The organism is Rathayibacter sp. AY1B5 (assembly GCF_002932795.1).
GTDB lineage: Bacteria > Actinomycetota > Actinomycetes > Actinomycetales > Microbacteriaceae > Rathayibacter.
This window is the reverse complement of the sequence record NZ_PSWM01000007.1, coordinates 1-23,438: the sequence shown is the minus strand read 5'-3', so window position 1 is coordinate 23,438 and position 23,438 is coordinate 1. Positions and strand designations below refer to the sequence as shown.

Here is a 23,438-nt window from a genome sequence, read left to right as displayed (position 1 = left end):
CTTCGTCACCCGCACCGCCACAGGGAGAAGCCCGTCACCGCGGACGCGTGCTCTCCCGACTCCGTCGCCGCCGGCCCCCACTCCTGCAGCTGCGTGCACCCGTCCGCCGCCACGGCCTTCCGCACCGACTCCGTCGGCGGTGCCGAGTTCTTCAGCACCACCAGGTGCGTGCGCCCCGCCGCGATCATCCGGGTGATGTCCTGCTCGGTGAAGACGCGCGCCTGGCCGGAGTAGCCGCCGTCGGTGAGCACGCTCGCGCCGGTCGTCGTGATGATCGGCGCCGCGATGGCCCAGGAGTCCGTGAGGAACAGCGCCGCACCGTCCACCCCGCCCCCGGCTGCTCGGGCCGCGGCGACCAGGGCGGCCTCGTCGGCGGTCATCGAGTCGTGGCCGCCGACGGCGTCCGGAGGTGAGACGGCGAACGGCGCCGAGGTCTCGGCCCGCTGCGGGAAGCGCAGGCCGACGAGTGCGTCCCCGCCGGAACCGTCGAGGGAGGCGTCGAGCACCTGGAGACTGAATGCGATCGGCCCGGCCAGGATCACGACGGCCGCGACGAGGGCGACGGGACGTCGACCGGACGACATCCCGCGACGCCCGACGCCGCGCTCGGACGCACCCCGCCGCCTCCGCCCGGCCGCCACCACGACCACCACCAGCCCTGCTCCGGCGAGCGCCGCGGACGGCAGGCCCAGCACCGCCGGCAGCTGCCCGCCGACGGCGAGCGCCGCGCTCCACGCCGTCTGCCCGACCAGGAGGAGCGGCAGCACCAGCCGTGCGCCGACCCGCGGCGACCCGAGCAACCGCACCCCCTCCGCCCAGCCCAGCGCCGCGAGGAGCGCCAGCTGCACACCGATCGCCGCGACGTACGCCGTGTGCGGCACCGTCGCCACCGAGAGCACGCCCGCCGCCGTCACCAGCCACACCGCGAGGCAGACCAGGAGGGCGAAGGCACCGCGGGCACCTCCCCGCCTCCCCCGCCGCGGCCACCAGCGCACGGCGCCGAGCACCAGTCCGGCGAGCGCCGCGGGATACAGCCAGCCGACCTGCGTCGCGTACTGCGCCAGCAGCAGCTTGGCCGGCGAAGACCCCGCTGCTCCGCCCATCGTCGCCACGTGGGCGGAAGCGACGACGGCGCCGGGCACCGCTCCCGAGATCAGCCGGTCGAGCCCGTTGAACCCGAACACCATCGCGAAGACGTCGTTCCCCGTCGACCCGTCGATGTAGGGCCGGTCCCCTGCCGGCACCACCTGGATCGCGACCATCCACGCCACCGAGGCGCCCACCGCGACCGCCAGGAGCCCGCCCGCCCAGGCGAGCGCTCGGCGCCACCCGCGCACCCCGACGAGAGTCGCCACCACGAGGGCGGGCAGGACGAACCAGGCCTGCATCATCTTCGCCTGGAAGCCGATCCCGATGAACACCCCCGCCAGCACGAGCGGCCACCACCGCTCCGTCAGCACCGCGCGCTGCCACCACACCAGCGCGACGGCGAGTGCCGCCGTCAGCAGGCCGTCCTCCATCGGGTGCCCGAACATCGACACGAAGATCGGCGTGCTCGCCGCCGCGGCCGCCGCGACCAGCCCGAGCCCGCGCCCTCCCCAGCGCAGCCCGAGGACCGAGCAGGCCGTGACCGTGACGAGCCCCTCGAGCAGCTGCGGCAGCGCGATCGACGACGTCGACATCCCGAACAGGCGGATGCTCAGCGCCTGCGGCACCGCGAATCCCGCGAGCTTGTCCAGCGTCACCGACGCGGCGGGATCGAAGGCTCCGAACGCCAGCGCGTGCCACGACTCCGACATCGACCGCGCCGCCGCCTCGTAGAAGACGGCGTCTCCGCCCCGGGCGAGGTTCCACCCGGTGAGGACCGTCGATCCAATCAGGATCGCCAGGAGGGTGAGCCGCGCCCACCAGGGTTCCCGCCACCAGCGGGCGAGCGGAGCGGAGTCGGTCACGTCCACCGACGCTAGGGAGCCGGCCTTCCATCGCCCTTGCGGGCGGTCGGGGAGACGCCGTGCATGCCGCTCGGGCTTCTCAGTCCGGACGCCGCGGCCACGGCCGACGACCAGGAAGGGTGCTTCGGAGGTCCACTCCCGGAGGCCCGGAAACGACGGAAGCCCCGACGACGACCAGCGGTCTCATCAGGGCTTTCCGTCGGGCTGACAGGATGTGAACCTGCGACCCCTTGACCCTCAGGCAGACGGTTCAACCTGATTCCTCGATTCTCCGGGTCGCTCTGCCCGCAGAGGACTCGTTTTCACGTCATGCGTTGCGTGGTTCGCCTGCGTCAGGTCTCGGCCAGGTCCCGGCGCTTGGTCGACGTCGCCACCGCTCGCGGCGTTTCAGGCGGAGTTCTGGTCGATCAGGTGTGGTTTCCGCGCCGATTTCCCTTGCGCACCGGCCGGTGGACGATGGAGACCGTCAGCCCCGAGGACGCTTACCGCCGCCCCTCACCTGCTAGGGAACAGGACGAAAAACAGGACTCCATCCGCGAAAAGACGATCCCCCTCGACTTCTTCTGGGAACTCCGATCAGGACCGATGCTCTCCCTTCGGCTGAGTCGGCGCGCCACGCCTGATATGCCTGCTCGAGGATGTCCTCGTAGCCTTCTGGGGTGAGGCGGTCGTGGTCGAGGTGGGTGATGACGCTCACCTCACGAACGCCGCCGTCGATCATCTTCGCGACGATCCCTCGTCTGTCAGTGCATCTCCTACGAGATCGAAGCCGAGGCCCTCTCGAAAAGACTTAACCCCCACTTCGCCGAATACGCCGTATCGCGTGGGTGAAAAGGGTAGCTTCGTACCCGTGAAGAACCAAGGTGGTCGTCCCCGCGCGACTGACATCACGGCAGCCCTACGAGAATCTGCCGAGCGCATAGTTACCGATAAGGGTTACACGGCCCTCACCGTGGAGGCTATCGCGAGCCGAGCGGGAACCACACGGCCGGCGTTCTACCGAAGATACTCCTCCCTGCCGCACCTGGTCGTAGAGATAATGGCCGAAAAGTACGGCACCGGGGCCCGTGTAGATACTGGGGCACTTGAAAGCGACCTGCACCTCCTGCAACGGGCCGATTACGAGATGTTCTCTTCGCCATTCATGAAGCACGCCCTTCTGGGGATTCTGGAAGCCGCGCGGGCTTATCCCGATGTTCGAAAACATCTGAGTGAACAATTTGTGAAGCCTCGTCGCGAGAATGTCACGCGAGTACTGAACGCCGCAGTCGACCGCGGGGAGATCGCAGCCGCGGGGTGGAAGCCCGAAACAGTTGCAGACCTTCTCGTCGGTCCGCTCATGAGCCGGTCACTCGTTCCAAGTTCTTCCGACCTCACTGAAGAACTGGTGGAAGAAACCGTGCAAGCAACGTGCCGCTACCTCGGCATCAAGTACGGCGATCCTCGAACGAGCCGCCGAAACACTCGGTAGACCCAGCCGCGGAACCCCCGGTAGTCACGGATCGGAGATGAGAAGGTCGCGAATTCGTTGACGAGACTCATCGCGGAACCCGTAGACCACGCGAATGTCCCCTTGCGGCCTGAACCTCGCACCAGTGCGCCGCAACCGCGCTGCCGCATCGTGTCGGAGATGCCCGCGCCGCGTCCTCCGCATCGATTCCGCCTCTGACACAGGAGGATCAAGGAACGCGAACGACCGCACGCGGGAGTGCAGCCGCTGCGCAACGGCTTTTGCCGCCGTGAGCGAGACTCAGGCGAGCACATCGAAGGCGAGTACCCGAGCTCTGGCCTCGCCACGTCCTGCATCGCCTCGACGTGAACGCGGATCTTCCCGCGCGACATGACACGCTCCCGCGAACCAGCCCCCGCCATGCAGCGGTGCACCGATCAGCCCTTTGATCGGCCACTCCTCTGACCGCGCGCCCTTCCGACGCTTCTGAGCGAACCTCTTGCGACCCGACGGGTCAGGACCTAACCTGGGGTTCCGTGACGCAGTGTCACGGAACCTAGGCGAAGGAGAACTCATGTCTGCAGTTGTGGACACCATCGACCTCGACGCCGAACTCCAGGTCCTCTGCGACCCGGAGAGTAGCCGACTCACCGAACTGGCGTCCTTTTCGCGATATTGAGTGGCCTCTGTGCAGTCCTGCACCATCGCCGGACTTCTCGGCGGCCGCACGAGGCCCCACACGGAAAGCAAAGGAGGTTGATCATGAACGGAATCAAGGAATTCCGCCGGGTCATGGCGTTCGCCGGTCACGTTGCTCGGCGCCACGGGGTTGCTGTCTCACCGGAGCACGTAGCCTTCGCGCTCGCAGCAACAGAACCAGCAAGAACTCCGGCCAGTAGGGCAGTCATCGAGTACGGAGCGCGGCGAGGATGGCAGGTGCAGCCTGAGCCGCCCTCCGTGCGGCAGCGTCTTCTGCCCGCCCGCCGCCCGGACGTCGAACCACGGCTCCAGCGCGAGATCGAGCGCGCAGCAGCCGGCGGTTCGCCCGACGTGCGGACTGTGCTCCGGAGCTTCGTAGACAGTGGCGAACTCGCCTCCGTTGGCGAGATGGTCGAATCAGCCGGCCAAACACTCCATGAATGGCTGGGTCATGGTGATGGTTGAGACGAACAACAGTGCCCCCGTGATGGAGGTTCGCGGGCTGGGCAAGGACGTCGATCGTCTGCAGATCTTGAACAGCATGACCTTCGAGATCGGCGAAGGAGAAGTCGTCGGCCTCATCGGGCCGAACGGGGCTGGAAAGACGACGCTCATGCGCACTCTCGCCGGCCTCTACTCGCCGACGAGAGGCACCGCGTCCGTCCTTGGGCACCCCATCGGTTCCCCTGGGGCGCGCCGAGCCCTCAGCCTCATGCCCGAAGATCCGGATCTCTACCCCGGCCTCAGCGTCGTCGAACACGTCCGACTCATCGAACGCCTCAACGGTACGCGCAGTAGTGCCGAGGTCGCGTTGGATCTGCTCGAACGCTACGGACTGCGAGATAAGCACGATGCGCTGCCGCACGAGCTTTCCCAGGGCATGCGTCGCAAGCTTGCCCTTGTGCTCGCCCTCCGCAAGGGATCTCGTGTACTTCTCCTCGATGAGCCGTTCAACGGACTGGACCCGGTCTCGGCGAGGGAGCTGAGGGAGGAGATCCGGCACTTGTCCGAAGACGGCCATGGCATCCTGATCTCCATGCACGGGCTGGGGGACCTCGCGCGGATCGCAGATCGAGTTCTGATTCTCTATGGCGGAGAAATCGCCCATGTCGCCGACCTCAGCGATGACTCCGCCTCACGGGACTCCCTCGAAGACTCATACCTCACCATCGTCGGAGCTATCCGCAATGAATCCGCATAGCCCGAGAGTCGAAGTCCAGTCGTCAGCCGCGGCGCTCGCGCTCGCGCAAGTGCTCATGCGCCTACGAGAGCTCCGAATTCTTCTCTTCAACCCCCTGGCACTCGTCTTTGTGGTCGTCGCAACCGGCGGATACATCTGGGTCCTTGTGACGCAGGGCGATCACCTCGCCAGCGACCCATCCACTGCCCAGCCCTACGTCGCAGGATTCGTCTTCGGGTTGTGCTTGATCATTGTCTCCTTGACAGCTCGACGAGGGTCGCCCCTCCGGCTTCAGCCTGGCGACGTCTCCTGGGCATTGCAGAGCCGGCACGGGCCTCGGGTCGTGCTTCTCGTACATGGCGTCGGCGCCTCACTGAGCGCCTTCATCGGCGCGACGCTATCAGCAGCAGTCGCCTTGGCGCTCCGAGGCGAACCGCCAGCACTCAGCCCCATCTCCGGGTTCGCCGTACTCAGTGTTCTCCTTGCGATCCGTGCCGCCTCATTGGGTTCTCACCTCCTGGGTCAGTCCCGGTTCAAGGGGGCGCGGCTGGCGGGCATCTCGACACTCGCTGCAGCGGCGTTGGTCTGGGTCGGTTCCTTCGTGGCACGCTTCGTCGGAGTCGGCGAAAACCTGTGGCTCGTCGACGTCGTGACCGAAACAGGGGCGTCACCGTTCCGGGCAGTCCTTGAGCCGGAACACAGCGGCCTCGGCGTCAGCGGCGTCATTCTCGTGCTTGCCGCCGCGGTGCTGACGATCGTCATCGGACGAGCGAACGCCTTCGTAGAGCCTGCAGTTCACGAGAGCATCCTGGCGAACCAGTTGCAGAAGGTTCTCTCTGGCGGACAGGCATCCTCCCTCCAGGGACGCGGTTACAAAACCGGCCTCAGCTCCTGGACCCGCTGGCCTGATGCCCCCCTGCAAGCTCTCCTCTGCAGCCACCTCGCCCAGGCACGCCGCCGCCGGACACAGTACATCGGAACGGTCCTCGTGATGAACGTCATCGTCCTTGTGCCGATTCTGCTGCGCGACGTCGTTCCCGCAGGCACCGGCCTTCTCCTCGCGCTCCTCGTCCTCACCGTATCGGGTCCTTCTCAACCTGCCGCAACAGAACTCGATCACCAACACCTTCTTCTGGCGGACCTGTCTCTCATCAAAGCTGGAATCGTCGGAGTCTGCCTCAACGCTCTGCTCGACCTCTTGGTGTGCGCACCCGCAATGGTCATCGGCATATCCATGGTCTTGGGCAGTCCTCTTTGGGGTTTGGCTTTCCTCGTTCCCCTGGCCGTCTACCTGCTCAGTTCTTCCTTCGGCGGCGTGGGAGCGCGTGCGCTCTCAGACGCGACGCTGGGGCGCGCATTCGTGTCTCTCCTTCTTGGGGCAATCCCTCTGCTGACGGCGGTTTCCGCGGTGGCGGCGTATGGTGACGACCATCTGGCGCTCCGGCTCTGGCTCACCACGACCGGAACGGTGCTGGTCAGTACCCTGCTTTACGCTGGCATGGCCATTGCGGTTCTCGTCACTGCAAGGCCTCAGGGCACTCATCACGGTCTGCACACGCATGATTCGGAACTGGTCCACCGCTAGCTGAAGACCTCCGAGCAGTCCCCCCGCAGAGGTCCGCTCGTTCGATGCCGAGGCGGTCGCCGCGACGACGTCGGCGGGGGCGTCCGCGAGAGTGAACTCCCCCGCGGCCGGGCCGAGTGCGGTGAGGTCGGGTACGCCGACCGCCGCGCCTCGGAAGCCTGCTGATCCGGTGCGCCCCGGCATCACGGTCGTCTCCGAGTCCGTGGATGAAGGCGACCGCCCGATCGGCTCCCGTGCGACCCGTTTCCCCCCCCAGCTGCCGAGACCGCGCTCCTCGCCAGCACCTCGACAGGGGAAACGCTCCCGGTCGTCGACGTCGCCCTCCTGCTCAAGGCAGGGTTCACCGGTCACCGCGCGTGCACGCGCTCAAGGATCTCGCGACGCTCACGGCGCTGGCGGAGAGGTGTGGGGAGGTGCATCAGAGCTGTTCCGATCTCGCGATGCTCTGCGCGCTCCTCACCGCACGCGGCTCCGAGATCGCAGGGCTTCACGTCGGCGACATCACTGCGATCACCGGTTCGTCACGATCCGCCGCCCGACCTCTCCTGGCGCAGGCGGCCTCGTGACCAAGCAGACCCGGGGGCGAGACATCCGGCACGTCCCGATCCTGCAAGCGCTCACCCCTGCGCTCGAGCACCTCACCGCGGGCCCTGAGCCAGAGGACCGATCACTGACCGGACCCCGCGGTGGCGTGCATACCACCGCCTCCGTGCGGGACGCGACGACAGGGGATCAGCTCGTCGCCGATCTTGGCCTGACGAGCCTCACCAGGCATTGCCTCCGGAACACCGGAGCAACCTGGCGCGCCGACGCCGGCATCCCCCTCCACGTCCTCCAGGACATCCTCGGCCGCACATCGATCGAGACCACCCACGGCTGTCTCCACGCCGACACCAGGCACCTCACCGACGCTGCCGCTTGCGCCGACGCGTTCCTCGTCGGACACGAGAACCGCGAACGTCAGAGCCCCGAACCGTCCACCCGAACGACGCCACCGCGGCCTCGGTGAAGGCCGGCGATCGCGGCCGCGGCGGGCTCCAGGTCCCGGCCAGGCATCGGCTCGTCGCACCGGCGGCGAGGGGGAGCATGTCGGCCGACATCAAGACCTGCGGTCGGACGATTCCATCAAGCTCCCCGAAAAGGTCAACGGAGACGACGAAACCCAGGTGAGAAACGTACTCTCACCTGGGCGTTCCGTCGGGCTGACAGGATTTGAACCTGCGACCCCTTGACCCCCAGTCAAGTGCGCTACCAAGCTGCGCCACAGCCCGTGGCGGACCGGGCCGAGGCCCGGGCAACTCGACTACCTTAGCGGATGCCGACGCCGGAAGTGAAAACGAGCGGGCCCCGTAGACTCGCTGGGCGGAACGCGTCGGCACGGGTCGACGCGCCGCCGGCAGCTCGGGAGGCGTCAGCAGTGGATGCGCGGCAGAAGCGATCACAGGTGGCCCTGCACCGGGCGATCATCGAACTCGCGACCGGCCGCGACGTCGCCACTCTCACCGTCTCCGAGATCACCGATCTGGCGGGCGTGAACCGCTCCACCTTCTACGCCCACGCCTCGTCCGCCGCGGAGCTGCTCTGCGCCGCCCTGCAGGACGAGCTCGACGCGATCCGGGAGGGCTACCTCCAGCAGCTCCAGAGCGGTGCCGCGACCGACGCGAGCATCCGCGAGGGCACCTCCCGCGTCCTCGGCCACCTGGACGGCCACCGCGACCTCTACCTCCGCGCCTTCGACGCCCCCGGCGGGGACTCGGGCCTCCGCGCGATGCTGGCAGGGCACTTCCGCACCGCCGTCTCCGCGACGCTCGACACGGGGATCCTCGACGTCCCGGCCGCGGACGCACCGCTCGGCTTCCTCGAGGACGCGACGGCCTCGTACCTCGCGGCGGGCTCCGTCGGTCTGATGGAGCAGTGGCTCCGCCTCCCGGAGCCGCGCGACCCCGACAGCTACCTCGCGGCCTACCGTCGGCTCCTGCCGCCGTGGTGGCCGTTCGCCACCGGCGACTGACCGGAGCTCCGCCTCAGGGCTGCGCGTGCACCGGCGCGGCGGCCCGCCACGGGTCAAGTCCCGCGGTCGACGTCCCCGTGCCGTCGACGGCTCAGTATCCCGTGGTCGCTGACGACCGGGACCCGCCGGAGTGAGCGGCCACTCCTGACCGGCCGACCGCTTCCGGACCGCGGGAACGCGAACGGCCCGCAGGAGGATCTCCCACGGGCCGGACAGGGTGCGGCTGCGCTCAGCGCGCGCGCTTCTCGCGGACGCGCATGTTGACGTTCACCGGCGACCCCTGGAAGCCGTAGATCTCGCGCAGGCGGCGCGCGATGTAGCGACGGTAGCCCGGGTCGAGGAATCCGGTCGTGAAGAGCACGAATGTCGGCGGGCGCGACGAGGCCTGCGTGCCGAAGAGCACGCGGGGCTGCTTCCCTCCGCGGAGGGGGTGCGGGTGCGCCGCGGTGAGCTCGGCGAGGAAGGCGTTGAACTTGCCCGTCGGAATGCGCGTGTCCCACGACTCGAGGGCGAGCTCGAGCGCCGGCACGAGCTTCTCGAGGTGGCGGCCGGTGCGGGCCGAGATGTTGACGCGGGGCGCCCAGGCCACGTGGGCGAGGTCGGTCTCGATCTCGCGCTCGAGGTAGCGGCGACGCTCGTCGTCGAGGAGGTCCCACTTGTTGAACGCGAGCACGAGCGCACGGCCCGACTCCAGCACCAGGTCGATGATGCGCACGTCCTGCTCCGAGATCGGCTGCGAGACGTCGAGGACGACGACGGCGACCTCGGCCTTCTCGAGCGCGGTCGAGGTGCGCAGTGACGCGTAGAAGTCGGCGCCCTGCTGGAGGTGCACGCGGCGGCGGATGCCCGCGGTGTCGACGAAGCGCCAGACCTTGCCGGCGATCTCGACCTGCTCGTCGACCGGGTCGCGCGTGGTGCCGGCGAGCTCGTTGACGACGACCCGCTCCTCCCCCGCGGCCTTGTTGAGCAGGCTGGACTTGCCGACGTTCGGGCGGCCGAGGATCGCGACGCGGCGCGGTCCGCCGACCTCGCGCTTGGCGACGGCCGACTCCAGCGGGAGCTTCTCGAGCACCGCGTCGAGCAGGTCGGCGACGCCGCGGCCGTGGACGGCCGAGACGGGGCGGGGCTCGCCGAGGCCGAGCGACCAGAGCGAGGCCGCGTTCGGCTCCTGGCGGGCGTCGTCCACCTTGTTGGCGGCGAGGAAGACCGGTTTCTTCGTCTTGCGCAGCAGCTTCACGACGTGCTCGTCGGTCGCGGTCGCGCCGACGTTCGCGTCGACGACGAAGATGACGGCGTCGGCGAGGTCGATGGCGATCTCGGCCTGCATGGCGACGGAGGCGTCGATGCCGCGAGCGTCGGGCTCCCAGCCGCCGGTGTCGACGACGGTGAACGCCCGGTCGATCCACTCCGCCTTGTACGACACGCGGTCGCGGGTGACACCCGGGGTGTCCTCGACGACCGCCTCGCGGCGGCCGAGGATGCGGTTGACCAACGCGGACTTGCCGACGTTGGGGCGGCCCACGATCGCCACGACCGGGAGGGCGGGGAGGTAGCGGACCTCGTCCGAGTCCTCCCCGGCGAACTCGAGGAGGTCGAGGTCCTCCTCGTCGAGGTCGTAGTCCTCGAGTCCGCTGCGGAGCGCCTGCGCGCGTGAGGAGGCGAGCTGCTCGTCGAGGTCGCCGAGGCGCTCGACGAGGTCGTCGTCTCCGAAGTTCAGCTCGTCGTCACCGACGTGCGTGTCCTGTGCCATGATCGGCCCTTGCTCTCGAAGTTCGGACCTCGGCGACGACCGCGTCGACGGTCTGCTCGAAGTCGAGATGAGTGGAGTCGAGAAGAGTGACTCCTTCTGCGGCGTTCATGAAGTCGACCACCTGCGAGTCGGCGCGGTCCCTCGACCGCAGCGCCTGACCCGTCGCCTCGGCGGATTCCGTGGTGACCTCGCGCGAACGCCTCGCCATTCTAGCCTCTTCGCTCGCCGTCAGCAGGATCCGGACGGGAGCGGTCGGTGCGACGACCGTCGTGATGTCCCGACCCTCGACGATGATGCCCTCCCGGCGCGTCTCGCCGATGATCCTGCGGAACAGGAGAGTGATCCTCCGGCGGACCTCGGGGACCTTCGCCACGGCCGAGACGCGCGCCGTCACCCGGGGCTCGCGGATGGCGGCGGTCACCTCGGTCGGACCGACCCACACCGAGTACGACTCGGGGTCGGTGCCGATGGAGTAGTCGAACCCGTCGAGCGCGTCGACGATCGCGTCCTGGTCCTCGAAGTCGAGGCCGCGGTCGAGCCCGTGCCAGGCGAGAGCGCGGTAGGCGGCTCCCGTGTCGAGGAACTCGAAGTCGAGGCGGAGGGCGGCCGCCCTCGACACGCTGGACTTGCCGCTGCCGGCCGGGCCGTCGATGGCGACTACGACGGCCTCGCCGAAGTCGCCCTGCTCGGCGGCCTCGGAGCGCGCCTCGCGCTCGGGAGCCGCGCCCCCGTCCTCCGGGATGCTCTGCTGGGCCCGGCGGGCGGGCGTCATCCTGTTCAGGCCGCCCTCCTGCCTGTTCTGCTCGGTGCTCATCCGGCGATCCTCCAGCCGCGTGCGGTCAGTTCTTCGGTCAGCGGCGCGACCGCTTCGGGCACCACCGAGATCTCGGCGAGACCCACTCGGCGTCCCTGTGCGTGCTCGAGGCGCACGTCCTCGAGGTTGACGCCCGCCTCGCCGATCTCCACCAGGAGCCGCGCGAGGGTTCCGGGCGAGTCGTCGACGAGGACGATCAGGGTCGAGAAGCGCTGGTCCTGGCCGTGCTTGCCGGGCAGGCGCGCCACTCCGGCGTTGCCCGCGGCCAGGTGCTCGGCGAGCACGCGGCGCGAGCCGGGCGCCTCGAGGTCGCGGAGCGCGTCGGCGACCGCGGCGACGTCGTCGCGGAAGGCGTCGAGCACCGCGACGACGTGCTCGCGGTTCGCGGCGAGGATCTGCATCCACAGCTCGGGAGCCGAGGCGGCCAGGCGCGAGACGTCGCGGACGCCCTGGCCCGCGAGGCGGAGCGCCGCGTTCGGGGCGTCGAGGAGGCGCTGGCCGAGCAGTGACGAGATCACCTGAGGGGCGTGAGACACGAGGCCGACCGAGAGGTCGTGCTCCTCCGGGTCCATCTCGACGATGGTGCCGCCGAGGTCGAGGGCGAGGCCCTCCACCCGCGCGAGCGCGTCGGGCGCGGTCTCGCCGTCGCGGCAGATCACCCAGGGCCGGCCGACGAAGAGGTCTCCCCGCGCGGCGACCGGTCCGCCGCGCTCGCGGCCGGCCATCGGGTGCGAGCCGATGTAGCGGGCGAGGTCGACGCCGCGGGAGCGCAGCTCGCGCAGCGGCTGGGTCTTGACGCTCGCCACATCGGTGACGACTGCTCCGGGGTGTGCCGCGAGCTCGCGCTCGACGACGCTCGCGGTGACGTCCGGCGGGACGCAGACGACGACGACGGAGGGCCGGTCGTCGGCGGAGGCGGCGCGGCCGGCCCCGTAGTCGATGGCGAGGGAGAGGCTCGCGGGCGATGCGTCGTCGAGGACGACGTCGATCCCGCGAGAGGCGAGGCCGAGGCCGATGGAGGCGCCGAGCAGTCCGGAGCCGACCACCCGCACCGTCCCGGTCGTCCGCATCGCGGGCGGCGCGGGGTGCAGGAGATCGTTCACTCCGACAGCCTAGCGATCGGTCCGGCGCTGCTTGTCGGCACCGGACCGGCGCGGAGGAGCCTCGCTCCGTCCGCCGCCTGTGGAGGAGCCGCCGCGATCGGAGGACCGTCCCGCCGAGCCGCCGCGATCGGAGGACCGTCCGGAAGATCCGGCACGGTCCGAGGAGCGCCCGGCCGAGCCGCGCTCCGCAGGGGCGCCGCGCTCGCCGCTGTCCGGCCGGGGCCGTCGGGCGCCCGCGCTCGCCTTCTTCGACGGGACCGCGGGAGCGGCCGCGACCGCCTCGCCGCCCTGGCGTGCGATCGTGAGCAGCGCGCCCAGCTCGTCGCGGGTCAGGTCGCGCAGATCGCCCGAGCGCAGGGTGCCCAGGTGCAGCGGCCCGAACTGGCGCCGGACGAGCTCGATCACCGGGTGCCCGACCGCCGCCATCATCCGGCGGACGACCCGGTTGCGCCCGGAGTGCAGGGTGATCTCGACGAGCGAGGCGTTCGAGCGGCCCTCCGGCCGGCCGAGGAGCCGCGCCTTGTCGGCGGCCACCGGTCCGTCGTCGAGCTCGATCCCGGAGGTCAGCGTCGCGATCGTCTGCGGGAGGACCTGCCCGTGCACCTTCGCGATGTAGGTCTTCGTCACTCCGAACGACGGGTGCGCGAGGACGTGCGCGAGCTCGCCGTCGTTGGTCAGCACCAGCAGCCCCGAGGTCTCGGCGTCGAGGCGCCCGACGTTGAACAGCCGCTCCTCGAAGTTCTTCGTGTAGAGGCTGAGGTCGGTGCGGCCGTTCTCGTCCGCCAGCGAGCTGACGACGCCGATCGGCTTGTTGAGCATCACGTAGCGGCGCGAGGTGTCCAGCTGCACCGCGACCCCGTCGACCTCGATCCGGTCGGTCGCCGGATCGATGCGGCGGCCGAGCTCGTCCGCCACCTCGCCGTTGACGCGGATCCGCCGCGCCACGATCATCTCCTCGACCACTCGTCGGGAGGCGACTCCCGCTGCCGCGAGGACCTTCTGCAGTCGTTCGCCGTCGGGGCCGGTGTCAGGCGCGCTCATCGAATCCGTCTCTTCCGTCGCTCAGTAGGGGGGAGATCTTCGGCAGCTCGTCGAGCGAGGTGAGGCCGAGGTGCACGAGCAGCTGCTCGGTGGTGCCGTAGAGGACCGCGCCCGTCTCGGGGTCGTGGCCGACCTCCGCGATGAGGCCGCGGCCGAGGAGAGTGCGCGCGACGGAGTCGACGTTGACCGCGCGGATCTGCGCGACTTGACCGCGCGAGACCGGCTGCTTGTAGGCGATCACGGCGAGCGTCTCGAGCGCCGCCTGCGAGAGCCGCGTCGGGTTCTGCGTCAGGACGAAGTCCTTGACCACCGGGTCGTATTCGCGGCGCACGTAGATCCGCCAGCCGGCACCGACCTCGCGCAGCTCGAAGCCCCGGCGGATCGCCCCGTCGGCGCCGTCGTAGTCGGCGACCAGGCGCTCGATCGACTGGCGGACCACGGTGATCGGCCTCGAGAGCGCGGTCGCGAGGGAGGCGAGCGGCTGCGGCTCGTCCGCGACCATCAGGATCGCCTCGATCGCCCGGTCGATCTCGAACGCGACGGTCCCGGGACCGGCGTCAGGAGTCATAGTCGGCTCCGAGCGCGGCGAGGCTCGCATCGCTCCACTGCTCGGCGACCCAGCGCAGCGTGAGCTCGCCGAGCGGCTCCGGCTGGTCGAACGAGATCGCGGCGTGCCGGTAGAGCTCGAGCACGGCCAGGAAGCGCGCGACGATCACGCCCTTCTCGTCGGCGTCCGCGATCAGCTCGCCGAAGCCGGCCCTCCCGCGGGCGCGCAGCATCGCCACGACGTGGGCGGCCTGCTCCCGGATGCTGATCTGCGGGGCGTGCAGATGGTCCAGGCCCACCGTCGGCAGCTCGCGCGGAGCGAGGGCGACGGTCGCGAGGGCGGCGAAGTCGGCGGGCGACAGGGTCCAGACGAGCTCCGGCTTCGCGGACCGGTACTCCTCCTCCAGAGGCACGTCGCGCACGTGACGGACGGTCTCGATCGCGATCCGCTCGGCGAACCACGACGACACCTGCTTGAAGGCCCGGTACTGCAGGAGCCGGGCGAACAGCAGGTCGCGCGCCTCCAGCAGCGCCGCGTCCTCCGCGTCCACCAGCTCGCCCTGGGGCAGGAGTCCGGCGATCTTCAGGTCGAGGAGCGTCGCGGCGACGACGAGGAACTCCGACGCGCGGTCCAGCCCCTCGAGCGAGTCGATCCCGTGGAGGTACGAGAGGAACTCGTCCGTCACGGCGCTCAGCGCGATCTCGGTGATGTCGACCTGCTGCTTCGCGATGAGGCTCAGCAGGAGGTCGAACGGACCCTCGAAGTTGGTCAGCGCGAGGTGGAACCCGGTGGGAGCGGAGCGCTCCTCGAGGAGGACCTCAGGCGACCGCGCCACGCGAGATCAGCTCCCTGGCGAGCTTGCGATACGCCTTCGCGGCGTTGTGCTCGGGCGCGAACTGGGTGATCGGGACGCCGGACACGCTGGCGTCCGGGAACTTCACCGTCCGGCCGATCACCGTCTCGAGCACGCTGTCGCCGAAGGCGTCGACCACGCGGTCGAGCACCTCTCGCGAGTGCAGGGTGCGCGAGTCGTACATCGTGGGCAGGATGCCGTCGAGCTCGATCACCGGGTTGAGCCGGTCACGGACCTTGTCGATCGTCTCGATCAGCAGGGCGACGCCGCGCAGCGCGAAGAACTCGCACTCGAGCGGGATGAGCACGCCGTGGCTCGCGGTGAGCGCGTTGACCGTGAGCAGGCCCAGCGAGGGCTGGCAGTCGATCAGGACGACGTCGTAGTCCGCGCTCACCTTGCGGAGCACACGGGCGAGGATCTGCTCGCGCGCGACCTCGTTGACGAGGTGGACCTCGGCGGCGGAGAGGTCGATGTTGGCCGGGATGACGTCCAGGCCCGGCACGCGGGTCTTCCGGATCGCCTCGGCCGGGTCCTTCACGGTGCCGAGGAGCAGGTCGTAGATCGTGATGGCGTCGTAGGTGGTGACGCCGAGGCCGGCCGAGAGGGCGCCCTGCGGGTCGAAGTCGATGGCCAGCACGCGGCGGCCGTACTCGGCGAGGGTCGCGCCCAGGTTGATGGTCGTCGTCGTCTTGCCGACGCCGCCCTTCTGATTGCAGAGGGAGATGATCCGGGCGGGGCCGTGGCCGGTGAGCTCCACCGGCAGCGGGAAGTCGCGCAGGGGGCGGCCGGTCGGGCCGAGCGTCGGGGCTTCGAGACCGGTGAGCTCGGCCTTGTCGTCCGTCTTGCGTGTCACCTGCGTCGTCCTCGCTTCCGTGGCGGCGTGCGCTCCCGCGCGGCCTCCGACGAGTGTACCGGCGCCCCGCTCCCCGGCCGCCGCGCCCCGCCGCACGGGGCCGCGGCTCTAGCGCCGAGCTCGCGGGTGCGCGGACGTGTACACGTCCCGGAGCGTGTCCGCCGTCACCAGCGTGTAGATCTGCGTCGTCGCCACCGAGGCGTGACCGAGGAGCTCCTGCACCACTCGGACGTCGGCGCCGCCCGCGAGCAGGTGGGTCGCGAAGGAGTGCCGGAAGGTGTGCGGCGAGATCTCCCGGTCCAGGCCGGCCTTCTCGGCGACGGCGCGGATGACCAGCCAGGCGCTCTGCCGCGACAGGCGGCTCCCGCGGACCCCCAGGAAGAGCGCCGGAGTCGCGCGCCCCCTCCGCGAGAGCTCCGGTCGCGCGCGCACGAGGTACTCGTCCACCGCCTCGCGGGCGAAGCGGCCGAGCGGCACCATCCGCTGCTTCGACCCCTTGCCCGTCAGCCGCACCACCTCGGCGTCGACCACGTCGTCGACGTTCAGGTCGACCGCTTCCGAGATGCGCGCGCCCGTCGCGTAGAGCAGCTCCAGCAGCGCCCGGTCCCGCAGGTCCGCGAGCTCCTCGCCGCGCGCCGCGTCGAGCAGCGCCGCCATCTGCTCCACCGTGACCGCCTTCGGCAGCGTCATCGGGATCTTCGGCGGCACCACGTCCCGGGCCGCATCGTCCGCGACGACCCCCTCCTCGAGGGCGAAGCGGTGCAGCCCTCGGACGCTCGAGAGGATCCGTGCACGCGAGCTCGCCGCGAGCGGCCGCTCCGGGCGTGCGGCCAGCCAGGAGGAGAACTCCCCCACATCGACTCGCCCGAGCTGTGCCAGGTCGGCGCTTCCGCGCTCCTCGAGCCAGCCGAGGTAGAGCTCCAGGTCGCGCCGGTACGCCGCGAGCGTGTGAGCCGAGAGCCCGCGCTCCACGCTCGCCTGCCGGAGGTACGCCTCGGCGCAGGCGCGAGGGCTCACCCCCGGGGGTGGCGGACCCGCGGGTGACGCGTCCACGGCGAGGACGCGTCGCCCAGCCCGTCCCAGTCGCGCGAGCGGAACGCGTGCGCCGCGAGCACCGCGATCGTCAGCGAGGGGTTCTGCACCCGGCGGACGAGGACCGCCTCGACCGCCTCGTCCAGCGGAACCCACCGCAGCTCCATGTCGGCCTCCTCGGCCTCGCGGTCGAAGGCGGAGCCGGTGGACGAGAGCCCGCGGGCCAGGTAGATCCGGATGACCTCGTCGCTGCCGCCCGGCGAGGTCGCGAACTCCGAGAGCAGGTCCCAGCGCTCGGCCTGCAGGTCCGTCTCCTCGCCCAGCTCCCGCTGAGCAGCGACCAGAGGATCCTCGCCCTCCACGTCGAGCAGGCCGGCGGGGATCTCCCACTCGCGGGTGCGGACCGGGTGCCGGTACTGCTTGATCAGGGCGACGCGGTCCTCGTCGTCGAGCGCCAGCACCGCGACGGCTCCCGTGTGATCGAGGAACTCCCGGCGCAGCTCGCCGCCTCCGTAGCGGAACGTCTCGGCGCGGACGCCCCAGACCATCCCGTCGAAGACGCGCTCACTGGTCAGGACCTCCGGCTCGACGAGCTCGTCGGACAGCGGCTCACTCATCGGCGCCCGCCTCCGACGCCGGGAAGAGGCGCGACGCCTCCTGGCGCTCGAGGGCGGCGGTCACGAGGCCGCGGAAGAGCGGGTGCGCGGCGTTCGGGCGCGAGCGGAGCTCCGGGTGCGCCTGCGTGCCCACGTAGTAGGGGTGCTTCTCGCGGGGCAGCTCGACGTACTCCACGAGGTGGCCGTCGGGCGAGAGGCCCGAGAACCAGAGCCCCGCCTCGGCGATCCGGTCGCGGTAGCGGTTGTTGACCTCGTAGCGGTGGCGGTGGCGCTCGGCCGCCTCCGGAGCGCCGTACACCTCGGCGACGATCGAGCCCTCGGCGAGCTCGGCCGTGTAGAGGCCGAGGCGCATCGTGCCGCCCATGTCCCCGGACGCGAGGATCTCGACCTGCTCGGCCATCGTCGCGATGACGGGGAACTCCGTCTCCGGGTCGAACTCCGACGACGAGGCCCCCTCGAGGCCGGCCTCGTTGCGGGCGTACTCGATGACCATGCACTGCAGGCCGAGGCAGAGCCCGAGCGTCGGGATCCCGTTCTCCCGCGCGAAGCGCAGCGCGCCGAGCTTGCCCTCGATGCCGCGGATCCCGAAGCCGCCGGGGACGCAGATGCCGTCGAGCTCCGAGAGCGCCTTGGCCGCCGCCTCCGGGTCCTCGAGGCCGTCGGAGGCGATCCAGCGGATCGCGACCTTCGTCTGCTGCGCGAATCCGCCGGCCCGCAGAGCCTCCGTCACCGAGAGGTAGGCGTCGGGCAGGTCGATGTACTTCCCGACCAGGCCGATGGTGACCTCGTGCTTGGGCTCGTGCACGGCCTCGAGCAGTCGCGACCAGCCGTCCCAGACCACCTCGCCGGCCGGAAGCCCCAGCTGGTCGATGATGTAGGCGTCGAGGCCCTGCTCGTTGAGCATCTGCGGGATCTCGTAGATCGACGCGACGTCCTTGGCGTTGACCACGGCCTGCTCGTCGACGTCGCACATCAGCGCGATCTTGCGCTTGTTCGACTCCGACACGGGCCGGTCGCTGCGCAGCACCAGAGCGTCCGGCTGGATGCCGATCGAGCGCAGCGCCGCGACGGAGTGCTGGGTGGGCTTGGTCTTCTGCTCGCCGGAGGCGCCCATGAAGGGCACGAGCGAGACGTGCACGAAGAAGACGTTGCGGCGGCCGAGCTCGTGGCGGACCTGCCGGGCCGACTCGATGAACGGCTGGCTCTCGATGTCGCCGACGGTGCCGCCGATCTCGGTGATGATGACGTCCGGCTGCGGGTCGTCCTCCGACTGGAGGCGCATACGGCGCTTGATCTCGTCCGTGATGTGCGGGATGACCTGGACCGTGTCGCCGAGGTACTCGCCGGCGCGCTCGCGAGCGATGACCCGCGAGTAGATCTGACCGGTCGTGACGTTCGCGGCCTGGTTGAGGTTGATGTCGAGGAAGCGCTCGTAGTGGCCGATGTCGAGGTCGGTCTCGGCCCCGTCGTCGGTCACGAAGACCTCGCCGTGCTGGAACGGGTTCATCGTCCCCGGATCCACGTTGAGGTACGGGTCGAGCTTCTGCATGACGACGCGCAGCCCGCGCGCGGTCAGCAGGTTGCCCAGGCTCGCGGCCGTGAGGCCCTTGCCGAGCGAGGAGACGACACCGCCGGTGACGAAGATGTGCTTCGTGATCTTCGAGGGGGCGTCCTGCCCGGCCGTCGAAGCGTTCCGGGTCGAGGACCCGGAGGAGCCCTCGGGATCCGAGGGAGAAGAAGAGGAAAGGCCCGCGTTCGTAAAGTCCACCACGGGGTTCCACCGTAACAGCAGAACGGCGGCGGCGGACCGCCCGGGACGGATCGATGTCGTCCCGGGCCGCTCGTGATCAGCCCCGCCGGCTCGATTCGAGGAGCTCCCGTGCGTGAGCGAGAGCGTTGGCGGAGTCGGTGAGCCCCGAGAGCAGGCGCGCCATCTCGGACACCCGCTCCTCGGAGTCGAGCTGCGTCACGGCGCTCGAGGTCACCGCGCCGTCCGAGCCCTTCTCGACGCGGAGGTGGTTCGTCGCGAACGCGGCGACCTGCGCGAGGTGGGTCACGACGATCACCTGAGACGTCTCGGCGAGCCGCGCGAGGCGCCGGCCGATCTCTATCGCCGCTGCTCCGCCGACCCCCGCGTCGACCTCGTCGAAGACGAACGTCGGCACGGGATCGTTGGCGGCGACCACGACCTCGATCGCGAGCATCACCCGCGAGAGCTCGCCGCCCGAGGCGCCGCGGGCGAGGGGCCGGGGTGCGGCCCCGGTGTGCGGCTGGAGCAGCATCTCGACGGAGTCGCGCCCGTGGGCGCTCGGCTCCCCCGCAGCCGTCACCTTCACGTGCAGGCGCGCGTCGGCCATGGCCAGCGCGGTGAGCTCGTCGCTGACCCGCTCCCCCAGCTCGGCGGCCGCCGCGGTCCGCAGCTCGGTCAGGCGGGTCGCGAGGCGGTCGACGAGGTCCGCATCGGCCGCGGTGTCGGCCTCGAGCGCCGCGATCCGCTCGTCGTCGCCGTCGAGCTCGAGAAGGCGCAGTCCGGAGGAGTCGACCAGGTCGAGCACGTCGTCCAGCGTCGGTCCGTAGGTGCGGGCCAGCAGCGACAGCTCCGCCCGCCGGTTCTCGATCAGCTCCAGGTCGTGCGCGCCGTCGAGGTCGAGCTCCGCCAGGTACGAGGAGAGCCCGCCGGCGGCGTCGACGAGGAGCACCGCCGCCTCGCCGAGCGTCTGGACCGTCGGCTGCAGCGCGGCGTCGTGCTCGGCCGCCCGCTCCAGCACGCGACGCGCCGTCTCGAGGAGCCCGAGCGCGTCCCGCCCGTCCAGCTCCTCGGACGAGATCGCCTCACGGGCCTCGCCGGCGGCGAGCCGCAGCTGCTCGATGCTCCCGAGCCGGGCGGACTGCGCCGCGAGCTCGACGTCCTCACCGCGCTGGGGAGCGACCACCTCGATCTCGGCGAGAGCGGAGCGGAGCCGTTCGGCCTCGCGGGCGCGCGTCTCCCGGGCCTCGGTGAGGGAGTCGAGCTCCTCCCGGTTGGCCCGCCACCGCTCGAAAGCGCTCGCGTAGTCGCGGAGGGCGTCGGCGAGATCGGAGCCACCGAAACGGTCGAGCGCCTCGCGCTGCGCGGCGGCGGAACGGAGGCGGATCTGGTCGGACTGCCCGTGCACGACGACGAGCTGATCCGCGAGCTCGCTCAGCACGCTGACCGGTGCGCTCCGGCCGCCGACGACGGCGCGGCCGCGTCCCTCCGCCGAGACCGAGCGGGCGAGCAGCAGCTCCGGGCCGTCGAGATCTCCGCCTGCGTCGTGGACGCGCTCGGCGACCGGGCCCTCCTCGGGGACCAGCCAGCGCCCCGACACCCAGGCCTGCTTCGCTCCCGAGCGCACCGCGGACGCGTCCGAGCGCGCACCCAGCACGAGGCCGAGCGCCGTGACCACCATCGTCTTGCCGGCGCCGGTCTCGCCGGTCACAGCGGTGAAGCCCGGTCCGAGCGGGAGCGTCGCCTCGGCGATCACTCCGAGGTCGCGGATCTGCAGCTCTTCGAGCATCGGGCCTTACTCCGTCTCCGCCGACCCCCGCCATCCGCGGATGGGGAGACCGAACTTGTGCACGAGTCGATCGGTGAAGGGTGCGTCGTGCAGGCGCGCGAAGCGCACGGGCACGGGCGAGCGCCGGTAGACGACGCGCGCTCCCGGCGGCAGCTCGTAGGCGCGCCGGCCGTCGGCCCAGAGGACGCCGACGCCGTCGGTCCTCTCCTTGACCTCGACGGCGAGGCTCGACGAAGGGCCCACGACGAGGGGCCGCGCGAAGAGCGCGTGGGCGCTGAGCGGGACGAGGAGCATCGCCTCGACGGTCGGCCACACGACGGGGCCGCCCCCGGAGAAGGCGTACGCGGTGGAGCCCGTCGGAGTGGACACGACGATGCCGTCGCAGCCGAAGCTCGACAGCGGACGTCCGTCGACACCGACCATGACCTCGAGCATGCGCTCGCGGCTGCCCTTCTCGACGGTGGCCTCGTTGAGGGCCCAGGTCTCGTAGACGACGGCCTCGTCGATCTTCACGCGCACCTGCAGGGTCATCCGCTCCTCGACCGCGTAGTCGCCGTCGAGCGCGCGCGCGACGGCGTCGTCGAGATCGTCCCGCTCGCTCTCGGCGAGGAACCCGACGTGACCGAGGTTCACGCCGAGCAGCGGGGCCGTCCCGGATCGGACGATCTCCGCCGCCCGGAGGATGGTCCCGTCCCCGCCGAGCACGAACACCAGCTCGATGGACTCGAGCGGCACGTCGGACCCGAGCACGGCGACATCGCTCAGACCAGGAGCGACCGCGACGATGTCGCCCTTGTCGTCGGCGCAGAGGACGGGGTGGGCGCCGGAGTTCCGGAGGCGCTCGACGACGAGGACCGCCGCATCGAGGGAGTCCGTCCGTCCGGTGTGGGCGACGACGAGGATGTTGCGCTCGTCTCGAGGGGACTGCATCGAGGGTGTGTCCTTCTGGTCGGTCGACAGCGGCGGACACGATCGCGTCATCCGGTGGTGAGCGCGGTGACCGCGTCCCTCCATTCTGTCGGAATCGTTCCGTGGTCGCGGTGGAGGTGCGCCAGATACTCGCGATTCCCAGCGCCACCCGGGAGTGGCGACTCGGCCAGCCCGACGACGCCGAGCCCCAGGTCCCACGCCGACCAGAGGACGTCCGAGAGCGCCTCGCGACGCAGCTCCGGATCCCGGACGATCCCCTCCCGCACTCCCAGGCGGCCGACCTCGAACTGCGGCTTCACCAGCACCACGAAGTCGGCGAGCGGATCCACGGAGGCGGCGACCGGCGGCAGCACCATCCGCAGGGAGATGAAGGAGACGTCGGACACGACCAGGTCCGGGACGATCTCCGTCCTGGCCGCCTCGGCGAGCCGGGCGGCGGTGAGGTCCCGCGCGTTGAACCCCTCCACCACGTGAACGCGATCGTCGGACCTGATCCTCGGGGCGAGCTGAGCGTGCCCGACGTCGAGCGCGATCACCGACGCGGCGCCGCGCTCGAGCAGGACCTGCGAGAACCCGCCCGTCGACGCACCGACGTCGAGAGCGTTCCGGCCCGCGACTCGCACCGTCACGAAGGTGTCGAGGGCAGCGAGCAGCTTGTGGGCCGCCCGGCTGACGTAGTGGTCGAGTCCGGCGACGGCGATGTCCTGACCGTCGTGCACTCGGATCGAGGGCTTCAGCGCAGGGGCGCCGTCCACTGTCACCAGCCCGTCGGCGATCATCCGAGCCGCATGGGTGCGGGAGCGGGCGATTCCCCGCGCGGCCAGAGCCGAGTCGAGACGGGAGTCGTCGGTCATCGGTCGTGATCCGCGTTCTCGAGGCGGATGCGCAACCGCTCCTGCAGCTGGAGGTACCCGGCTCCCCTCTCGCTCAGCGGTGTCTGCTCGATCCGGAGAAGCTCGTCGGACAGACCTGTCTCCTCCGTAACGCTGGAATCGCCGCTCGAGCGGCTCGGTCGGGTCTCCGGCCTCGGGTCGTCCTGACGCATCGCTGCTCCTCGTTCCGGAGTCGGGCGACGACGGTCATCGTCGCTTCGGCCGGCCTTGGTCCTTCTCGAACCCTGGTCCTCTTCGAGGAGAGACCGACCAGTTAAACAGCGATGGCCACCCATTTCTGGGTGGCCATCGTGAATGGTGTCCGGCGGTGTCCTACTCTCCCACAGGGTCCCCCCTGCAGTACCATCGGCGCTGAGAGTCTTAGCTTCCGGGTTCGGAATGTGACCGGGCGTTTCCCTCTCGCTATGGCCGCCGTAACCCTGGCGACACACGCACCCGAAGGCACATGGTCAAATCTGGGTTACACGCCGTGCGTGTATTCAATTGTTCCGCCCCTCCCGAAGGAGGATGCGGGGTGCCCGTCTTCTGGGAACCACAAAGTGGACGCAAGCAATCTCTGACCACTCCTACCAGCCTTTACAACGGTATGAGT

Annotated in this window: 20 protein-coding genes, 1 tRNA gene, 1 rRNA gene and 1 pseudogene; 7 read left to right on the top strand and 16 right to left on the bottom strand. The window is 70.3% G+C overall.

Annotated elements, in window-relative coordinates; translation table 11 throughout:
• Positions 1 to 5 precede the first annotated feature (5 nt).
• Positions 6 to 1,952 (bottom strand): glycosyltransferase family 39 protein, encoded by a 1,947-nt coding sequence (locus C5D44_RS06580; protein ID WP_104281244.1) that lies wholly within the window; start codon positions 1,950 to 1,952, stop codon positions 6 to 8.
• 850 nt (positions 1,953 to 2,802) lie between these two features.
• Between C5D44_RS06580 and C5D44_RS06575 the strand changes: the two genes are divergently transcribed.
• From C5D44_RS06575 to C5D44_RS18430, 6 genes are all read left to right on the top strand, one after another.
• Positions 2,803 to 3,423: a TetR/AcrR family transcriptional regulator gene (locus C5D44_RS06575; RefSeq protein ID WP_146088000.1), complete on the top strand. Its 621-nt coding sequence runs from the start codon at positions 2,803 to 2,805 to the stop codon at positions 3,421 to 3,423.
• A 741-nt stretch (positions 3,424 to 4,164) separates the two neighbouring features.
• Entirely contained in the window at positions 4,165 to 4,566 is a 402-nt protein-coding gene (locus tag C5D44_RS17975; protein WP_146086055.1) for a hypothetical protein, read from the top strand.
• Complete coding sequence (locus C5D44_RS06570) at positions 4,538 to 5,302, top strand: ABC transporter ATP-binding protein (protein WP_104281185.1); 765 nt, start codon at positions 4,538 to 4,540, stop codon at positions 5,300 to 5,302. The genes C5D44_RS17975 and C5D44_RS06570 overlap by 29 nt, the downstream gene beginning before the upstream one ends.
• Complete coding sequence (locus C5D44_RS06565; protein WP_104281184.1) at positions 5,289 to 6,866, top strand: hypothetical protein; 1,578 nt, start codon at positions 5,289 to 5,291, stop codon at positions 6,864 to 6,866. The genes C5D44_RS06570 and C5D44_RS06565 overlap by 14 nt, the downstream gene beginning before the upstream one ends.
• 356 nt (positions 6,867 to 7,222) lie before the next feature.
• Positions 7,223 to 7,432 (top strand): hypothetical protein, encoded by a 210-nt coding sequence (locus tag C5D44_RS18435; protein WP_258067416.1) that lies wholly within the window; start codon positions 7,223 to 7,225, stop codon positions 7,430 to 7,432.
• The gene (locus tag C5D44_RS18430) at positions 7,429 to 7,875 is read left to right on the top strand and encodes a tyrosine-type recombinase/integrase (protein ID WP_258067895.1); all 447 of its coding nucleotides are present in this window, start codon (positions 7,429 to 7,431) and stop codon (positions 7,873 to 7,875) included. Before C5D44_RS18435 ends, C5D44_RS18430 begins: the two co-directional genes overlap by 4 nt.
• A gap of 188 nt (positions 7,876 to 8,063) precedes the next feature.
• Here the strand turns inward: C5D44_RS18430 and C5D44_RS06555 are convergent.
• Positions 8,064 to 8,137, bottom strand: a tRNA-Pro gene (locus tag C5D44_RS06555).
• Positions 8,138 to 8,283: 146 nt separating this feature from the next.
• Here C5D44_RS06555 and C5D44_RS06550 point away from each other — a divergent pair.
• Positions 8,284 to 8,877: a TetR/AcrR family transcriptional regulator gene (locus tag C5D44_RS06550; protein WP_181109991.1), complete on the top strand. Its 594-nt coding sequence runs from the start codon at positions 8,284 to 8,286 to the stop codon at positions 8,875 to 8,877.
• A gap of 229 nt (positions 8,878 to 9,106) precedes the next feature.
• Here the strand turns inward: C5D44_RS06550 and der are convergent, their stop codons facing one another.
• The 14 genes and pseudogenes from der to rrf all read right to left on the bottom strand — a co-directional run bounded on the left by der (position 9,107) and on the right by rrf (position 23,262).
• The gene (der, locus tag C5D44_RS06545; protein ID WP_104277610.1) at positions 9,107 to 10,627 is read right to left on the bottom strand and encodes a ribosome biogenesis GTPase Der; all 1,521 of its coding nucleotides are present in this window, start codon (positions 10,625 to 10,627) and stop codon (positions 9,107 to 9,109) included.
• Positions 10,602 to 11,441: a (d)CMP kinase gene (gene cmk, locus C5D44_RS06540; RefSeq protein WP_258065050.1), complete on the bottom strand. Its 840-nt coding sequence runs from the start codon at positions 11,439 to 11,441 to the stop codon at positions 10,602 to 10,604. The genes der and cmk overlap by 26 nt, the downstream gene beginning before the upstream one ends.
• On the bottom strand, positions 11,438 to 12,511 hold the full coding sequence (locus C5D44_RS06535) for a prephenate dehydrogenase (protein ID WP_104277625.1): 1,074 nt from the start codon (positions 12,509 to 12,511) through the stop codon (positions 11,438 to 11,440). The genes cmk and C5D44_RS06535 overlap by 4 nt, the downstream gene beginning before the upstream one ends.
• 303 nt (positions 12,512 to 12,814) lie before the next feature.
• Positions 12,815 to 13,585 (bottom strand): annotated as a pseudogene (locus tag C5D44_RS06530) (pseudouridine synthase); the annotation flags it as partial.
• On the bottom strand, positions 13,572 to 14,153 hold the full coding sequence (gene scpB, locus C5D44_RS06525) for an SMC-Scp complex subunit ScpB (RefSeq protein ID WP_104277612.1): 582 nt from the start codon (positions 14,151 to 14,153) through the stop codon (positions 13,572 to 13,574). The gene scpB and the pseudogene C5D44_RS06530, both read right to left, overlap by 14 nt.
• Positions 14,143 to 14,967: a ScpA family protein gene (locus tag C5D44_RS06520; RefSeq protein WP_104277613.1), complete on the bottom strand. Its 825-nt coding sequence runs from the start codon at positions 14,965 to 14,967 to the stop codon at positions 14,143 to 14,145. The genes scpB and C5D44_RS06520 overlap by 11 nt, the downstream gene beginning before the upstream one ends.
• Positions 14,951 to 15,838, bottom strand: a complete 888-nt coding sequence (locus C5D44_RS06515) for a ParA family protein (protein ID WP_104277614.1) — start codon at positions 15,836 to 15,838, stop codon at positions 14,951 to 14,953. The genes C5D44_RS06520 and C5D44_RS06515 overlap by 17 nt, the downstream gene beginning before the upstream one ends.
• Positions 15,839 to 15,946: 108 nt before the next feature.
• Positions 15,947 to 16,855 (bottom strand): site-specific tyrosine recombinase XerD, encoded by a 909-nt coding sequence (gene xerD, locus C5D44_RS06510; RefSeq protein ID WP_104277615.1) that lies wholly within the window; start codon positions 16,853 to 16,855, stop codon positions 15,947 to 15,949.
• Positions 16,852 to 17,487 carry an NUDIX hydrolase gene (locus C5D44_RS06505; protein WP_104281182.1) on the bottom strand — a complete coding sequence of 212 codons (636 nt, stop codon included), beginning with the start codon at positions 17,485 to 17,487 and terminating at the stop codon, positions 16,852 to 16,854. The genes xerD and C5D44_RS06505 overlap by 4 nt, the downstream gene beginning before the upstream one ends.
• Complete coding sequence (locus tag C5D44_RS06500; RefSeq protein ID WP_104222604.1) at positions 17,480 to 19,144, bottom strand: CTP synthase; 1,665 nt, start codon at positions 19,142 to 19,144, stop codon at positions 17,480 to 17,482. Before C5D44_RS06500 ends, C5D44_RS06505 begins: the two co-directional genes overlap by 8 nt.
• Positions 19,145 to 19,334: 190 nt before the next feature.
• Entirely contained in the window at positions 19,335 to 21,023 is a 1,689-nt protein-coding gene (recN, locus tag C5D44_RS06495) for a DNA repair protein RecN (protein WP_104277616.1), read from the bottom strand.
• A 6-nt stretch (positions 21,024 to 21,029) separates the two neighbouring features.
• On the bottom strand, positions 21,030 to 21,953 hold the full coding sequence (locus C5D44_RS06490; protein WP_104225425.1) for an NAD kinase: 924 nt from the start codon (positions 21,951 to 21,953) through the stop codon (positions 21,030 to 21,032).
• A gap of 47 nt (positions 21,954 to 22,000) precedes the next feature.
• Positions 22,001 to 22,807 (bottom strand): TlyA family RNA methyltransferase, encoded by an 807-nt coding sequence (locus tag C5D44_RS06485; RefSeq protein WP_104281181.1) that lies wholly within the window; start codon positions 22,805 to 22,807, stop codon positions 22,001 to 22,003.
• A 338-nt stretch (positions 22,808 to 23,145) separates the two neighbouring features.
• Positions 23,146 to 23,262 (bottom strand): 5S ribosomal RNA (gene rrf, locus C5D44_RS06475).
• Positions 23,263 to 23,438: the final 176 nt, after the last annotated feature.

Coding starts and splice junctions, on each gene's coding strand:
- C5D44_RS06570 (WP_104281185.1), top strand. CDS start 4,538: ATGAATGGCTGGGTCATGGTGATGGTTGAGACGAACAACAGTGCCCCC.
- C5D44_RS06535 (WP_104277625.1), bottom strand. CDS start 12,511: ATGCGGACGACCGGGACGGTGCGGGTGGTCGGCTCCGGACTGCTCGGC.
- der (WP_104277610.1), bottom strand. CDS start 10,627: ATGGCACAGGACACGCACGTCGGTGACGACGAGCTGAACTTCGGAGAC.
- cmk (WP_258065050.1), bottom strand. CDS start 11,441: ATGAGCACCGAGCAGAACAGGCAGGAGGGCGGCCTGAACAGGATGACG.
- scpB (WP_104277612.1), bottom strand. CDS start 14,153: ATGACTCCTGACGCCGGTCCCGGGACCGTCGCGTTCGAGATCGACCGG.
- C5D44_RS06565 (WP_104281184.1), top strand. CDS start 5,289: ATGAATCCGCATAGCCCGAGAGTCGAAGTCCAGTCGTCAGCCGCGGCG.
- C5D44_RS06485 (WP_104281181.1), bottom strand. CDS start 22,807: ATGACCGACGACTCCCGTCTCGACTCGGCTCTGGCCGCGCGGGGAATC.
- C5D44_RS17975 (WP_146086055.1), top strand. CDS start 4,165: ATGAACGGAATCAAGGAATTCCGCCGGGTCATGGCGTTCGCCGGTCAC.
- C5D44_RS06490 (WP_104225425.1), bottom strand. CDS start 21,953: ATGCAGTCCCCTCGAGACGAGCGCAACATCCTCGTCGTCGCCCACACC.
- C5D44_RS06505 (WP_104281182.1), bottom strand. CDS start 17,487: ATGAGTGAGCCGCTGTCCGACGAGCTCGTCGAGCCGGAGGTCCTGACC.
- recN (WP_104277616.1), bottom strand. CDS start 21,023: ATGCTCGAAGAGCTGCAGATCCGCGACCTCGGAGTGATCGCCGAGGCG.